This is a genomic window from Viridibacillus sp. NPDC093762, assembly GCF_050279675.1.
GTDB lineage: Bacteria > Bacillota > Bacilli > Bacillales_A > Planococcaceae > Viridibacillus.
Genome location: NZ_JBNNUK010000020.1, coordinates 14,025 through 28,640 on the forward strand (window position 1 = coordinate 14,025; position 14,616 = coordinate 28,640).

The 14,616-nt window shown below is 37.0% G+C and carries 14 protein-coding genes; 9 read left to right on the forward strand and 5 right to left on the reverse strand.

The window, feature by feature from the left end; genetic code table 11:
- Positions 1 to 111 precede the first annotated feature (111 nt).
- Both ACQKM9_RS18225 and menC read left to right on the forward strand, forming a co-directional pair.
- Positions 112 to 1,257: a M20 peptidase aminoacylase family protein gene (locus ACQKM9_RS18225; protein ID WP_427735808.1), complete on the forward strand. Its 1,146-nt coding sequence runs from the start codon at positions 112 to 114 to the stop codon at positions 1,255 to 1,257.
- Positions 1,258 to 1,324: 67 nt separating this feature from the next.
- The gene (gene menC, locus ACQKM9_RS18230) at positions 1,325 to 2,431 is read left to right on the forward strand and encodes an o-succinylbenzoate synthase (protein WP_427735809.1); all 1,107 of its coding nucleotides are present in this window, start codon (positions 1,325 to 1,327) and stop codon (positions 2,429 to 2,431) included.
- A 35-nt stretch (positions 2,432 to 2,466) separates the two neighbouring features.
- On the opposite strand, the gene ACQKM9_RS18235 is transcribed toward menC, so the two are convergent.
- Entirely contained in the window at positions 2,467 to 3,273 is an 807-nt protein-coding gene (locus ACQKM9_RS18235) for an N-acetyltransferase family protein (protein ID WP_427735810.1), read from the reverse strand.
- Between the two features lie 313 nt (positions 3,274 to 3,586).
- On the opposite strand from ACQKM9_RS18235, the gene ACQKM9_RS18240 reads away from it, so the two are divergent.
- Positions 3,587 to 4,513: a manganese-dependent inorganic pyrophosphatase gene (locus ACQKM9_RS18240; RefSeq protein ID WP_427735811.1), complete on the forward strand. Its 927-nt coding sequence runs from the start codon at positions 3,587 to 3,589 to the stop codon at positions 4,511 to 4,513.
- Between the two features lie 67 nt (positions 4,514 to 4,580).
- On the opposite strand, the gene ACQKM9_RS18245 is transcribed toward ACQKM9_RS18240, so the two are convergent.
- The gene (locus ACQKM9_RS18245) at positions 4,581 to 5,960 is read right to left on the reverse strand and encodes an FAD-dependent oxidoreductase (RefSeq protein ID WP_427735812.1); all 1,380 of its coding nucleotides are present in this window, start codon (positions 5,958 to 5,960) and stop codon (positions 4,581 to 4,583) included.
- A gap of 117 nt (positions 5,961 to 6,077) precedes the next feature.
- Here ACQKM9_RS18245 and ACQKM9_RS18250 point away from each other — a divergent pair, with 117 nt between their 5' ends.
- Both ACQKM9_RS18250 and ACQKM9_RS18255 read left to right on the forward strand, forming a co-directional pair.
- Positions 6,078 to 6,785, forward strand: coding sequence for a DsbA family oxidoreductase (locus ACQKM9_RS18250; RefSeq protein ID WP_427735813.1), 708 nt, complete (start codon positions 6,078 to 6,080; stop codon positions 6,783 to 6,785).
- Positions 6,786 to 6,909: 124 nt separating this feature from the next.
- Positions 6,910 to 7,551 (forward strand): FMN-dependent NADH-azoreductase, encoded by a 642-nt coding sequence (locus tag ACQKM9_RS18255; RefSeq protein WP_427735814.1) that lies wholly within the window; start codon positions 6,910 to 6,912, stop codon positions 7,549 to 7,551.
- A gap of 63 nt (positions 7,552 to 7,614) precedes the next feature.
- Here ACQKM9_RS18255 and ACQKM9_RS18260 read toward each other — a convergent pair whose 3' ends face one another.
- The 3 genes from ACQKM9_RS18260 to ACQKM9_RS18270 form a co-directional block, all read right to left on the reverse strand.
- Positions 7,615 to 8,013, reverse strand: a complete 399-nt coding sequence (locus ACQKM9_RS18260; protein ID WP_427735815.1) for a DUF2500 domain-containing protein — start codon at positions 8,011 to 8,013, stop codon at positions 7,615 to 7,617.
- 304 nt (positions 8,014 to 8,317) lie between these two features.
- Complete coding sequence (locus ACQKM9_RS18265; protein ID WP_427735816.1) at positions 8,318 to 8,842, reverse strand: YceI family protein; 525 nt, start codon at positions 8,840 to 8,842, stop codon at positions 8,318 to 8,320.
- A gap of 117 nt (positions 8,843 to 8,959) precedes the next feature.
- Positions 8,960 to 9,817, reverse strand: a complete 858-nt coding sequence (locus ACQKM9_RS18270) for a VOC family protein (RefSeq protein ID WP_427735817.1) — start codon at positions 9,815 to 9,817, stop codon at positions 8,960 to 8,962.
- 147 nt (positions 9,818 to 9,964) lie between these two features.
- Here ACQKM9_RS18270 and ACQKM9_RS18275 point away from each other — a divergent pair, with 147 nt between their 5' ends.
- The 4 genes from ACQKM9_RS18275 (at position 9,965) to ACQKM9_RS18290 (ending at position 14,605) form a co-directional block, all read left to right on the forward strand.
- Entirely contained in the window at positions 9,965 to 10,270 is a 306-nt protein-coding gene (locus tag ACQKM9_RS18275) for a winged helix-turn-helix transcriptional regulator (protein WP_427735818.1), read from the forward strand.
- Between the two features lie 77 nt (positions 10,271 to 10,347).
- A complete protein-coding gene (gene murB, locus ACQKM9_RS18280; RefSeq protein ID WP_427735858.1) occupies positions 10,348 to 11,271 on the forward strand; it encodes a UDP-N-acetylmuramate dehydrogenase in 924 nt (307 codons plus the stop codon).
- A gap of 90 nt (positions 11,272 to 11,361) precedes the next feature.
- Positions 11,362 to 12,114 carry an exodeoxyribonuclease III gene (locus ACQKM9_RS18285; protein WP_427735819.1) on the forward strand — a complete coding sequence of 251 codons (753 nt, stop codon included), beginning with the start codon at positions 11,362 to 11,364 and terminating at the stop codon, positions 12,112 to 12,114.
- 115 nt (positions 12,115 to 12,229) lie between these two features.
- Positions 12,230 to 14,605 carry a penicillin acylase family protein gene (locus ACQKM9_RS18290; RefSeq protein WP_427735820.1) on the forward strand — a complete coding sequence of 792 codons (2,376 nt, stop codon included), beginning with the start codon at positions 12,230 to 12,232 and terminating at the stop codon, positions 14,603 to 14,605.
- The last annotated feature ends 11 nt before the right edge of the window (positions 14,606 to 14,616 follow it).

Below are 14,616 nucleotides of genomic sequence, written 5' to 3' on the forward strand. Positions count from 1 at the left end.
TATCAAAATGGCATGTTACATATATATACCTATAAGAGAGAAAAAATTATGTTAGGAAAAGCTAAGTATAAAAATATATTTTCAAAAATAAATAGATAGGAGACGCTTATGATGAAGGAGCAGTTAACATTACTTGAACCACAATTGAAAAGTGTTTTTAAGTATCTGCATGAAAATCCTGAAATTAGCTGGAAAGAAAGGCGGACTACAGATTATATTAAAGGAATATTAGAACAAGAAGGGTACGAGGTGCATACGTTTGCAGATAGTACTGGTTTATATGTGGAAATCGGTGAGGGTAGACCGGTTGTAGGGCTAAGAACTGATATCGATGCCTTATGGCAAGAAATTGATGGGGAATATCAGGCGCATCACTCTTGTGGACATGATGCGCATATGACAATGGTGATTGGTGTTTTACTATTATTAAAGCGCTTGAAAAGAACGTGGCGAGGAACCATTCGGGTATTATTCCAACCTGCTGAGGAAAAAGGACAGGGAGCGTTGTCCTTTGTTGATCGTGGATTGGTCGACGATATGGATTATTTATTTGGAGTACATGTCCGGCCGGTGCAGGAGCTACGTGATGGCACATTTTGTCCAGCGCTATATCATGGTGCATCCAGACTATTAAGTGGGCAAATTAACGGAGTGGAATCACATGCTGCAAGACCCCATTTAGGTAAAAATGCCATTGAAATTGGAGCAAGCTTAATCGAAGCACTAAAAACGATTCATATAGATACAATGATTCCATTTTCGGTAAAAGTAACGAAATTTCAAGCGGGTGGAGAATCAGGGAATATAATTCCGGCGAAAGCCTATTTCACGATTGATGTTCGTGCTCAAACGAATGAAGGAATCGAGCAGTTGCATGATGGCATAGAGCGTACCATAAGAGCAATTGAATCGTTATATGAAGTGTCAATAGATTTACAAGAACAAGTTAGGGTTGCAGCAGCTGAAGTAGATGACGAAGCAAAGGATATAATTGAGCAAGCAATTATTGAATCAGTAGGTGAAGAGTATTTGCGTCCCCCTGTTATTACACCAGGTGGTGAGGATTTTCATTTTTATACGGTTAAAAGGGCAAATGTAAAGGCAGCAATGTTAGGGCTTGGTTGCGGATTAACTCCAGGTTTACATCATCCGCAAATGACTTTTAATAAGGCTCAGTTGATTGTTGGAGTAGAAATTTTGGCACGAACAGTATTAGGTGCATTTGCACATGCAGAAAAGGAAGCCCTCTCTTGCTGAAAATAGTATATTAGCGTATGTTTTATTAAAACGTTAATCTAGATTCGGTAGTGGAAGGTGCGGTAGTGTGAAGATAACAGAAATTAAAATTCGGCAACTAAGTATGCGAATGAAATCACCATTTGCAACAAGCTTCGGTACAGTGCAAGATAAGCAGTTTTTAATATTAGAAGCTAAAGATGATAGTGGAATGTCTGGTTGGGGGGAAGGGGTTGCTTTCGAAATCCCTTGGTATACAGAGGAGACAGTTAAGACGAGTTGGCATATGCTTGAAGATTTCCTTATTCCACTAGTGCTTAATAAAGATATTCAGCATCCAGATGAAATAAGTGATATGTTCAAAGTAATCCGTCAAAATAAGATGGCAAAAGCGACTCTTGAATGTGCGGTATGGGATCTATATGCAAAGAATACAAAACAGTCACTTTCGAATGCATTAGGTGGAGCGAAAGAGAAAATTGAAGTGGGTATAAGTATTGGAATTCAGCCGACAATTGATCAGCTGTTACAGTGCATAGAAAATTATATTTCAGCCGGCTATAAACGTATGAAGGTTAAGATTAAACCAGGCAAGGACATTGATGTCGTTCAGGCAATCCGAGCAAAGTTTCCAGAAGTACCGCTAATGGTAGACGCCAATTCGGCCTATACTTTAGATGATATAGAGTTGCTTAAAAAACTAGATGAGTACAATTTACTGATGATTGAGCAGCCTCTTGCATCAGATGACATTATCGATCATGCAAAGCTACAAAAGCATTTAAAAACGCCAATTTGTTTAGATGAAAGTATTTGTTCTTATGAGGATGCACGTACAGCGATTGAACTTGAAAGTTGTGGAATCATCAACATCAAGTTTGGTCGTGTAGGTGGTTTAACTGAGGCAAAACGAATCCATGATTTATGCCAGCAACATAATATTAAAGTCTGGTGTGGCGGTATGTTAGAATCTGGTATTGGTCGAGCGCATAATGTCGCACTTACGACGCTAGATAATTTTGTATTGCCAGGTGATACTGCAGGCTCTAGTCATTATTGGGACCAAGATATTATTTCTCCTGAAGTACATGTTGAAAATGGCTACATTTCAGTGCCAAAAAGTTTTGGAATTGGCTATGAACCTAACGTAAAATTAATGGATCAACTTACTGTAAGTCAAAAAGTTTATCGATAAACAAAAAACTATGCAAAATTTGCATAGTTTTTTGTTTATATTATTAATAATTTACTCATATAAAGCTCATCTTCATAGTCATCGTTTATTTTCAATGATTGTTGACGCTCTCCGTCTATTCCAAATCCAAATTTGTTAAACATATTTATTGCGATAGTATTAGATTTACTAACACTTAATTCAATTCTTTTAACGCTATTTGACAGTGCCCATTTTTCAGCCTCTTTTATAAGTGTTGTGCCTATGCCTCGGTTAGTAAATTTCTGTTTGACACCGAGGTAAATCGATACACGGTGTTTAGCACGTTGAGCTTTATTACCAGAAATAGAAATCATGCCTCCAATTTGCCCTTCAACAACTGCTACTAGAATCGAGCTAGAATTGTCTTTGCGTAAGTTAGTAATTTTTTTGCGTACACTTTGAACAGATGGGTCGCGTTCGTTTATACCATAAAGCATAAAATCTGTCTCTGCATCTAACGTAGACAATAATTTGGCTAAATCACGGGCATCATCCGTTTCAATAGAGCGAGTGATAAAAGTATTTTTAGCTTTATTTAAACTATCCAATTCATCATTACTGTTATTTGAAGGTTTTTCAAATGTCACATGATAACCAGGTTGTACTGTGGTTACATTGTATCCTTGTTCTATCCAAGCTAGATAGTGTTTTAAGGGAGGTTTAGTTTTTTTCCACCAACTCTTATTTAAATACGAGGAGTTAGGTAATGAATGTCCCATAATTGTTTCGATTTCTGTAAAGGTAAGTTGAATTTTATCGTCTTTTGCGGAGCTGAAATATTCAGCTAGTGGTATGTATTTCTTTTCAATCTTATTTTCCATTATTACCCCTCTTTATTATATGTATATATTATATTAGAAATAGTAACATAGTATTAAGCCTAATTACATGATTTATATGATTATTATTTATTCTTATGGATAAAAAAGACTATGTTGACCTAAAGGGATATTGGAGCAGATGATGTGGTTTTGTAAAATTAACTTAATAAAATAGAATACAGGAATTATATACTTTTAATTAGGCCCATAATAAGGATTGAACATTTATCATCAGAGCGCTGACGTTCTTTTTCAGTGCTATTTATGATAAGATATATTCGGAAATTATTGAAATCTAGGAGGCAAAATTTAAATGAGTAAAGTACTTGTATTCGGACACAAAAACCCAGATACTGATACAATCACATCTGCGTTAGTATATGCATATTTAAAAAAACAACTAGGCATTGATGCTGAAGCTATTCGCCTTGGCGAACTGAATAACGAAACAGCTTACGCTTTAGAAAAATTCGGATTTGAAGCACCACGTTATGTGGAAAAAGTTGCAGGAGAAGCTGCTCAAGTAATCCTAGTTGATCATAACGAACGTCAACAAAGTGCTGATGATATTACTGAAGTTCAAGTAATGGAAGTTATTGATCATCACCGTATTGCTAACTTTGAAACAGCAGATCCATTGTACTACCGCGCGGAACCAGTCGGTTGTACAGCAACAATTCTAAATAAAATTTTCAAAGAAAATGAAGTTGAGATTCCAGCTAACTATGCAGGTCTTATGTTATCTGCTATCATCTCGGATACATTATTATTCAAATCGCCAACATGCACTGAGCAAGATGTGAAAGCAGCAAATGAGTTAGCTGCAATTGCATCTGTTGACGCTGCTGAGTATGGGCTTGCAATGTTAAAAGCAGGCGCTGATTTAAGTGATAAATCACTAGAAGATTTACTTTCTCTAGATGCAAAAGAATTCAGCATGGGAGCCCACAAAGTTGTTATCGCTCAAGTAAATGCTGTTGATGTAAATGACGTTTTAGATCGCCAAGCTGATTTAGAAGTTTTATTAAACAACACTGTTGCAGAAAAAGGTCTAGACCTATTCTTCTTCGTCGTAACGGATATCATAAACAATGATTCTGTTGCTGTTGCAATAGGTGCACAAGCTGAAAAAGCTTATGCAGCATTTAACGTTGTTGCAGATAATAATCGTGCGCTATTAAAAGGTGTAGTTTCTCGTAAAAAACAAATTGTCCCAGCATTAACTGACGCATTAAAATAATCCTCATTAGTGAAAGAACTGCCTATTTCAATTGGAATAGGCGGTTTTTTATTGTTGAAAATTACACTTATAATCCACTTAGGTCAAGTGGATATACTGCAGGCCCCTCAAGTACTGCACCATCCTTTGAAAAACGTGAGCCATGACAAGGACAGTCCCATGTTTCATCTGCTTCATTCCATCTAGTTTTACAACCTAAATGAGTACAACGAGGCATAGCACGACGAGTGACATGACCTCCTACAAAATCCTTCGTTACTTTTCCGCCTAGCTTTAAAGCTTGTAAAACAGCATCTCCGAATTTAGTATGCTTTGGAGAATAAAGAGAGAGTCCGACATTCTGTTTTCCAACAATACCATCTCGGAGCAGTTGTGCGGCCACAATTGAATTAGCTAACCCCCATTTTCTGAAACCAGAAGCCATCCAAATATTCGGTAAACGGGAACTAATCTGCCCAACATAAGGAATTAAATCTACTGTTTCAGGATCTTGCGCTGACCAGTGATAGTTGCAGTTGCTAGCTGCAAATTTATCTTTAGCCTCTAATTGCAACGCTTCATAATACATGGAGGTATTGGAAATAGTACCTGCAGGGTGGCTATCCCCAGCTAATAATATAAAAGGTTTGTCATCGATTAATGTTGTTCGAATAGAGCGACCAGGTTTATCGATAGATAAATACTGACCTTTATACAATTCGCTTGCTTCAAAAGTCACGATATAAGAACGAGTGACTTCCAGTTTAAAAATTTGCATACCAATAATAGCTTCTAGTGGATAATGGGAGCATAAGATTAGCTCTTTATAACAAACTGTATGACCATTCTCTAGTTCAACACAAGGCTTTAAAATATTGACCTTCTGCACGCGTGAATGCTCGTAAATCTCAGCTCCTGATTGGATTGCCTTATCTGCGATAGTCCGTCCAAAACGTACTGGATGGATTTGAGCTTGTTTTGGCATTTTTAAGGAAGCGGTAATGTCATATGGAATTTCGCAATCGGCGTTCCATTCTCCAGGAATACCAAGAGTTTGGTAAGCCTTCCATTCATCTTCTAAGTCTTTTTTACCGTCAGCTTTCTGTGTATATAAAAAGGAATCTGCATGATGCACACAATCGGGTTCTGCTAAATTAAATGATAGTTCCACAGCTTGCTGGTTGAGCTCATAATACTGTTGAGCTGCTTCCATACCAAATTTAGTAATAAGTTGGCTATATAATAGACCTTGTTGTGCAGTTACCTTCCCAGTTGAATGGCCGGTAGTACCTGAAAATAAAGTATTGCCTTCTAATAAGGTAACCTTCCTACCAACTTTTGAGAGTAAGTAAGCAGCGAGTATGCCAGAAATACCACCACCGATAATACAGATGTCCGTTTCGATTGATTGTTCGAGTGAAGGTCTTGCAAAAGGTGCCTGTTTATCTAGCCAAATTGAAGATGCCATAAGATGCCTCCAAGTACATTTTTTTTAGCATGTGGAGTATTTGAGAAATTATGTATAAGCAGATAAATTGCTGTTTCATATGTTCACATATACAATGTTTGCAAGAGGTGAGCATTGATGAAAATTGAAATTTGGTCAGACTATGTATGTCCATTTTGTTATATCGGTAAAAAACAATTAGAAAAAGCTTTGCAAGATACGGGATTCAGTGAACAAACGGAAGTAATATTCAAGAGTTATCAGTTAGATCCAAACACTCCAGCTACTTCGGATTTATCCATGTACGAAGCCCTTGCTAAAAAATTCGGATCTACAATTGAAGCGGCAAAGGCCCAAACAGTTGGTGTTGCAGGTCGTGCAAAAGAAGTTGGGTTAGATTTTGATTTTGAAAATATGAAACCTGCTAATACTTTCAAATCACATCGTTTAGCAAAATACGCCGAAGCAGAAGGTAAAGCTGCTGAAATGACGGAGAGTTTACTACGTGCGCACTTTATTGAAGCAAAACAACTTGGCTTAACTGAAGTATTAGTAGAGTTGGCAGTAGAAGTCGGTTTAAATCGTGAGAGAGTACTAGATGTACTAAACTCAGATAATTATGCATCAGAGGTATTGGCTGATATTCAAGAGGCTTCACAAATAGGTGTTAGAGGTGTCCCATTCTTTGTATTAAATCGCAAATATGCAATTTCGGGTGCTCAACCACAAGAATTATTCGAAGAGACAATTCGTAAAGTGGCAGCTGAAGAGGGAATTCAACCGACACTTAAAATGATGGGTGTAGAAGGTACAGGCATTTGTGATGATGGCAAGTGTGAACTTTAATCTTCAGTCAAAAGTATGAGAGCAGATACATTGACAGTGTATCTGTTATTTTATAAAATAAAATTATCTTGAATTTGAGATGTTTTTTAGAAAACTATTTTAACTAAGAGAGTGAGAGATTAAATTGACAAACGTATTAGTTGTTAAAGCAAATAACCGTCCTTCTACTGAAGGTGTTTCTAGTAAAATGTATGAAGTATTCATGGAGGAAGTAAAAGGTGCACAAGATTTAAACGTGACTACATTTGATGTATTCGCTGAAGATCTACCATACTTCGGACAAGATTTATTCAATGCATTTGGTAAAGTACAAAATGGTGAAGAACTTACAGATTTAGAAGGTCGCCTTCTTGCTGCAAAACAAAAAGCAATGGACGCTTTAACTGCTGCTGACGTAGTAGTATTTGCATTCCCATTATGGAACTTAACAATTCCAGCTAAATTACAAACTTTCGTTGATTACGTATTCCAAGCAGGTTTTGCTTTCAAATATGATGCAGAAGGTAACATGATTAACTTAATGCCAGAGAAAAAAGCTATTCTTTTAAGCGCTCGTGGTGGTATTTATTCAACTCCAGAAACAGCACCGATGGAAATGGCTGTAAACTATATGCGTAATGTATTTGGCGGCGTATTCGGTATGTCAGTTGAAGAAGTAGTAATCGAAGGCCATAACGCAATGCCAGACAAAGCAGAAGCAATTATTGCTGAAGGTATGGAACGCGTTAAAGCAGCAGCAAAATCATTATCAGCTGTTCACGCTTAATTTTATAATAATAGTGAATGCCTAATATTAGTTAGGTTATTTATAAAGAAAGAGGGAGGCCCATTAAATGGTGCTTCCCTCTTTTCCATTGCGTTCGAAACCTTTATAACGAGTACCTTGAAATGTTAGTAAACCAAGGTCTCCCTCAACGAGCATACCGTATTCACGTCCGCTTACAGGCAACTCAATTCGGTCGCCACTTTGTACCTCGAAGGTCGTATAATACGTAGTGCTAGCTGAAGTATCTCCACTGCCACCAGACGTTTTTGAACGCTTTGTAACAACCTCTGCGGGCACAGTTAAGATAGGAGAAGCATTATTTTTAGACCACTGAGAAATTCCTTTTACAATAACAAATATAAATGCACTAACAACAATAAGGAAAATAATAACAAAAAATACCCCGAATAATCCAGTACCCACAAAAAAAGATATATCATCAACGAACATTCCATCTGACATAATCAGCACCCCCATAATCTCTATATAATAGCATTTACGGAAGTACCATTAGAATAGTTTCAAAAAAATGATGGTAACCCATACTGGTAGGCATTGAAGATATAGGCTACTTTAATAGCCTCTCTTGCTGAAGACATAAATAAGTTATTTACAGGTCTTCTTGTTATTCCATATTCACTCTTATCTATAAGGAAGTCACAATTATACTTTGCTTTAAAGCAGATACAACAAAATAACCAGTCACACTTTGGTGACTGGTTAGGCTTGCTGCTAATAGCAAATCTGTTATGGGTTTTATATTGAATTAAGCAGGGTTTGCTTCAAGTTCGATATTAATTTTGATATCATCGCCAACTAGTACGCCACCAGTTTCAAGTGCTGCGTTCCAAGTTAAACCGAAGTCTTTACGGTTAATTTTAGTTTCCGCTTCAAAACCTACAACTTCTTGACCCCATGGGTTAGTACCTTTACCACCGTATTCAGCTTCAAAAGTTACAGGTTTCGTTACATCCTTAATTGTGAAATCACCAGTAATTTCGTATTCGCCGTCACCAGTAGATGTAATGTTTGTTGCAACGAAAGTCATTTTAGGGAACTGTTCGACATCAAAGAATTCAGCTGACTTTAAGTGGTTATCACGATCTTCATTGTTTGAATTTACACTCGCTACATCAATTACGAATTTAATTGATGCACCAGTTAAATCTTCTGGATTTGCATCGATATCTGCAGTGAAAGAACCGAAGTTACCTTTAACTTTTGAAATCATCATGTGTTTTACTTGGAAACCTAAATTAGAGTGAGCTTGGTCTACGTTATATTTTGTCATTTTAAAATTCCTCCCAAAAAGTGTTTGTTATTTAGTACATTTATCATAATACAATATTATCTCGAAATCAAGAGTTTTTAATTTGAGATATTTTAATGTTACAGATGAATTATATGCTTATGCATAGAAAATCATGTCACTATTATTTAAGTCTTTTACAATTATTTTCCCCTCATTTTCAGAGAATGAAAGATTGAAGGTTTGTAAATTTTCTTTCAGTTTGTTTAATTCAATTTTTGAAGACAGCTTAAGAGAGTAGCTCATTAACCCAGTGGCATTTTTTGGTGGGAGTGGAGCACCTACACCTTGCCAAATATTTGTTGCAATGTGGTGATGATAACCACCAGCAGACATAAAGAAAGCTGAATCCATAAAGTTAGTCATTAAATCTAATCCTAGAGCCTCTAAATAGAAGCGGCTTGTTGCATCGCTTAGGTTCGAAACGTTTAAGTGCATATGGCCTAAAGTTGTACCTTCTGGGAACCCCGTCCATGTACGCTCCGATTTGTATAAAGCCATGATACCTTTGAAATCGATTGGTTCAGTAGCTGTGTTCACTTGGCCGTTTGGTTCAATCAGCCACTCACTTCTTGGTAAATCGCGGTATATTTCAATTCCGTTGCCTTCGGGGTCACTTAGATAGAACGCTTCAGAATAAAGGTGGTCACCTGCTCCAGAAATAGGAGCACCAATTTCTAATAAATTTCCGATAACATGAGCTAAATCCTCGCGGCTTGGGACTAATATAGCGAAGTGAAAAAGACCTGTAGTACGTGCTGGTCTTTGCACAACATCTTGCGCAGTAGTTAATATTAGAATCGGTTCAGTACTACCTGCACCAAATATAACTTCTGAAGTAGATTCCTTAATAATATGGAATCCTAACATTTGATAAAATTCTTTTTGTTTTTCGAGAGATTGTACGCGTAAATGTACATATCCTAATGTCATTTTGGGATCTAATTTGAAAGTCAAAGTAGTTCCTCCTCTCAATTAATGTTTTTCACTTACTTTTCGTAACTAACTATAAAATAATAAATTACTTACGTCAAGTAAATAAGTTACCGAAAGTTTACTTTTTAAAATAATCCCGCTACAATAGCATATATAGAGGTGAAACAAATGAAGGAATCAGCATTATGCCCTCGTTTAGCAAAATCTATGGATTTGATAGGTAAACGCTGGATGGGCTTAATTTTATATCAATTATTAGATGGACCGCAGCGCTTTAATGAAATTGAGTCGTCGATGCCAATTAGTGGGCGACTGTTATCTGAACGTCTAAAAGAACTTGAAAAAGAAGGTCTAGTTGAGCGCCATGTGTATACTGAAGTACCCGTTCGAGTAGAATATACTTTGACAGAAAAAGGAAAAGGTTTAAAAGTTGCAATTGATGAAATTGAAAATTGGTCTAAAAAATGGCTTTAAGTGAAAATCACTTGAAAAAATGCCATTGTCTATTCATACTATGAAGGAATAGAAGTTTAGAAAGGAAAGGTCTTTCAATAATGAAACAACAATGGGCAGCAAAATTATCTACTATAGTAAATCCAGCAAACATTAAAATAGATGAACCACTAGATCAATACACGATGACAAAGTTAGGCGGTAGCGCCGATGTTTTTGTCATGCCTTCTACTGAAGAAGAAGCAGTAGCAATCGTAAAATATGCGAATAACAATGATATTCCGATTTTGCTTTTAGGGAATGGCTCTAATATGGTTGTACGTGATGGAGGAGTTAGAGGAATTGTCCTGAACTTTTCGAAATTGGATGCAATCAGCATTGATGGCACAACTGTTTATGCACAAGCAGGTGCATTGCTTAAAGACGTATCAATAGCAGCGGCAGAGGCAACTTTAACAGGTTTAGAATTCTCATGTGGTATTCCTGGATCTATTGGTGGCGCAATGGCTATGAATGCAGGTGCATACGGCGGGGAAATAAACGATGTTATTTTACAATCAACTGTACTAACATCAACAGGCGAAAAATTAGTTTTAAACAAAGAACAACTTGACCTAAGCTATCGTAAAAGTATTATCTCTAAAAAAGGCTACTACGTATTATCTTCTGAATTTGAATTACAACGAGGCAATCAACTGGAAATTGATGCAAAAATTGCTGAGTTAACATTTTTGCGTGAATCGAAACAACCGCTTGAATATCCTTCAGCAGGAAGTGTTTTTAAACGCCCTCCAGGTTACTTTGCTGGTAAATTGATTCAAGACAGTGAGCTACAAGGTAAAGGTGTAGGTGGTGCAGAGGTTTCTACGAAGCATGCTGGCTTTATCGTAAATAAAGGTGGCGCAACAGCTACTGATTACATCAACACAATTAAAATGGTGCAAGCCACTGTGAAAGAGAAATTTGATGTTGATTTAGAATTAGAAGTAAAAATCGTTGGTGAAGAACCTTCTAAAAACTGATCATTGTAAATTTTATTAAACTAAAAACTACAGATAACGCCTTTCGTATTACATGCGGAAGGCGTATTTATATTTAAAGGGGAGCTCACTATGAAATTTGTATCTTGGAATGTCAATGGAATTCGAGCGTGCTTGAAAAAGGGCTTTTTAGATTATTTTAATGAAGTTGATGCGGATTTTTTCAGTATTCAAGAATCAAAATGCCAAGGTGGACAAGTTGAATTAAATTTACCCGGCTATGAGCAATATTGGAATTATGCAGAGCGCAAAGGTTATTCAGGTACAGCTATTTTTACAAAACATACGCCACTGTCCGTTAAATATGGTGTAGGTGACCAATCAAAACAAGAAGAGGGGCGTATCATTACATTAGAGTATGAAGATTTCTATTTAGTAAATGTGTATACACCAAATTCTAAACGTGACTTAGCGCGTCTTGATTATCGAATTGAATGGGAGGATGAGTTGAGAACATATCTGCTATCCTTAGACGAAGTAAAGCCCGTTATTTATTGTGGTGATTTGAATGTTGCACATGAAGAAATAGATATAAAAAATGCAAAGGCCAATATCGGCAATTCTGGCTTTACAGAAGAAGAACGTGGCAGAATGACAACTTTGTTAGGTTCAGGATTTACAGATACTTTCCGTTATTTATATCCAACACAAACAGATACTTATACATGGTGGTCTTATATGAATAAAGTAAGAGAACGTAATATTGGTTGGCGGATCGATTACTTTATCGTCTCAGATCGTTTGCAAGAGAACATTGAAGATGCAGAAGTACATGCTAGTATTCTAGGAAGTGACCATTGTCCAATCGTATTAACATTAAAATAAATTGTTTTAATAGAGAAACCGCGCCTTTTGTCGAAAAAGCGTGGTTTTTTATTTTATTTAAAAGGGAAAAAAACTTCGGGAGCCGAATATAGTAGGAGTAAGGGGAGGCGGAATTATGGTCAAAGAGAAAGAGCGTGTTCGATTATGGAAATGGCTAAGCTGGACTATAGGGGGGTTAATACTTATTGCATGTGGAGCACTTATTTTTGTTAATGGTTACATAGGGAATTCTAAACCAAAAATAGATGGCGAAATGCAAGTAGTAGTATTGGATGAAAATGTGAAAGTAGTAAGAGATGACAAAGGAGTACCACACCTCACAGCTAAAACAGATGCAGATTTATATCGAGCACAAGGATTTGTGCAAGCTCAGGATCGACTATTCCAGATGGACTTAGCGAGAAGACAAGCAAGCGGTAGACTAGCAGAGGTTGTCGGTGAGTCTGCGGTAGATACGGATAAATTCTTTCGTACATTTAGTTTGAGATCTGCTGCCGAAAAATCTGAAGCGGGTTATTCACAAGAGGCTAAGCAAGTTTTAGCTTGGTATGCAGAAGGTGTAAATTCATTTATAGAACAAGCAAAGAAAAAGGGTACTTTATCTTATGAGTTTCGTTTGCTTGGATATGAACCAGAACCATGGACAGCAGTGGATTCATTAACAATTGGTAAATATATGGCCTATGATTTAGGCGGGAATTGGGATATGTTAGCGTTTAGACACTGGGCATTAAACAATTTATCAGATGAAGAGGCTAAAGAGTTATTCATTAAGTATCCAGAAAATGCGAAATCGATTATTGCAGCAAATAAAAACACACCTGTAAATGTTGCAGGACAATTCGATGCATCGCTACTACCCCATGAATTTAACGGTAGTAATAACTGGGTTGTATCTGGTAGTAAAACAGAGTCAGGAAAGCCATTATTGGCGGATGACCCTCATTTAGGTTTAAGTACACCATCTATTTGGTATCAAATGCATTTGGAGTCTCCAACTCAAAATGTAAGTGGAGTTATTTTTGCGGGGATACCTGGTATTATTTTAGGACATAACGAGAAGGTAGCATGGGGTGTGACGAATGTTGGTCCAGATGCACAGGATTTATATATCGAAACACCAAATCCAAGTAATGCGACTGAATATAAATATGAAGGCAAATGGGAAAAGGCTACGGTACGAGATGAACCAATCAAAATTAAAGGTGGTAAAACGATAGACTTTGAAGTTGTAGAAACGAGACATGGTCCAATTATTTCAGATTTAGCATTTAAGAAGGAAGAACCAACTGCAGTCTTCTCTATGCAATGGACCGCGCTAGAACCAACGCTAGAATTACAAGCGATACTGAATATGAACCGTGCTGAAAATTGGGAGCAGTTCGAAACAGCTTTAGAGGATTTCCAAGCACCAGCACAAAATTTTGTTTTTGCTTCAGAGGACGGTACGATTGCGTATAAAGCGAATGGTCGAATTCCAATTCGTAAAAAAGGTGATGGGCAGCTACCGGTTCCAGGAGACTCAGCAGAATATGATTGGAAAGGGTATATTGATTACGATAAATTACCAAAAGTCGTGAATCCAGCTGAAGGCTTTATTGCAACAGCGAATAATGAAGTAGTCGGTGACGAATATCCATATCATATTTCGGACTTTTGGGCACAGCCATATCGTTATGAACGAATTTCTGAAGTGCTAGAAAGCAAGAATAAGCTAACAGTAAAAGATATGCAAAACTTGCAAATGGATCAGAAGGACTTGTATGCAGGTGAGTTTTTGAAAGATATGCTAGGCTCGGTAAAACAAGTTGATAGTAAAAAAGAATATAAGGACATTTTGAAAATGATGGAGGACTGGAATCAAGTCGATTCAAAAGAATCTGGTGCCCCGTTAGTTTTTAACTTGTGGATTATTAATGTTCAGAAGGAATTGTTTGAAGATAATTTACCAAAAGATGTGTACGAAATGATGCCTGGTAAATACAATATTACAGATGAAATTATGCGTCAGGCCTTTGCAGGAAAACAAGGTGCATGGGTGACCAAAGCAGGTGGTATTGATAAGCTTATGTACAATTCCTTTCAAAGGACGATTCAAGATATTGAAGCTGAATTCGGTAAAAACGCCAAGAAGTGGCAATGGGGAGATTATCATCAGTTAACATTTAACCACCCATTATCGGCAGCTTCTCCAATTCTAGCAAAATTACTTAATCCAAAGCCAGTACCAATCGGCGGTTCTAAATTTACAGTACAAGCAGCAGCAAACAAAGAAAATGGTAATGTAAATCACGGCGCATCTTGGCGTTTTGTTGCAGATTTAAGCGACTTATCGAAGGGGTATCATATTGTGGGACCTGGACAAAGTGGTCATATAAAATCTGAGTGGTATAACGATCAAGTTGACGATTGGGCGAATGGTAAGTATCATGAAACCATTATTACAGGTGATGTGCCTAATGGTAAGAATTTATTATTAAAGGCTCAATAACATAGAAGGTG

Bases quoted from the DNA above. Each gene is read 5' to 3' on its own strand.
- ACQKM9_RS18225 (WP_427735808.1), top strand. From the start codon at position 112: ATGAAGGAGCAGTTAACATTACTTGAACCACAATTGAAAAGTGTTTTT.
- ACQKM9_RS18235 (WP_427735810.1), bottom strand. From the start codon at position 3,273: ATGGAAAATAAGATTGAAAAGAAATACATACCACTAGCTGAATATTTC.
- ACQKM9_RS18240 (WP_427735811.1), top strand. From the start codon at position 3,587: ATGAGTAAAGTACTTGTATTCGGACACAAAAACCCAGATACTGATACA.
- ACQKM9_RS18245 (WP_427735812.1), bottom strand. From the start codon at position 5,960: ATGGCATCTTCAATTTGGCTAGATAAACAGGCACCTTTTGCAAGACCT.
- ACQKM9_RS18250 (WP_427735813.1), top strand. From the start codon at position 6,078: ATGAAAATTGAAATTTGGTCAGACTATGTATGTCCATTTTGTTATATC.
- ACQKM9_RS18260 (WP_427735815.1), bottom strand. From the start codon at position 8,013: ATGTCAGATGGAATGTTCGTTGATGATATATCTTTTTTTGTGGGTACT.
- ACQKM9_RS18265 (WP_427735816.1), bottom strand. From the start codon at position 8,842: ATGACAAAATATAACGTAGACCAAGCTCACTCTAATTTAGGTTTCCAA.
- ACQKM9_RS18275 (WP_427735818.1), top strand. From the start codon at position 9,965: ATGAAGGAATCAGCATTATGCCCTCGTTTAGCAAAATCTATGGATTTG.
- ACQKM9_RS18285 (WP_427735819.1), top strand. From the start codon at position 11,362: ATGAAATTTGTATCTTGGAATGTCAATGGAATTCGAGCGTGCTTGAAA.
- ACQKM9_RS18290 (WP_427735820.1), top strand. From the start codon at position 12,230: ATGGTCAAAGAGAAAGAGCGTGTTCGATTATGGAAATGGCTAAGCTGG.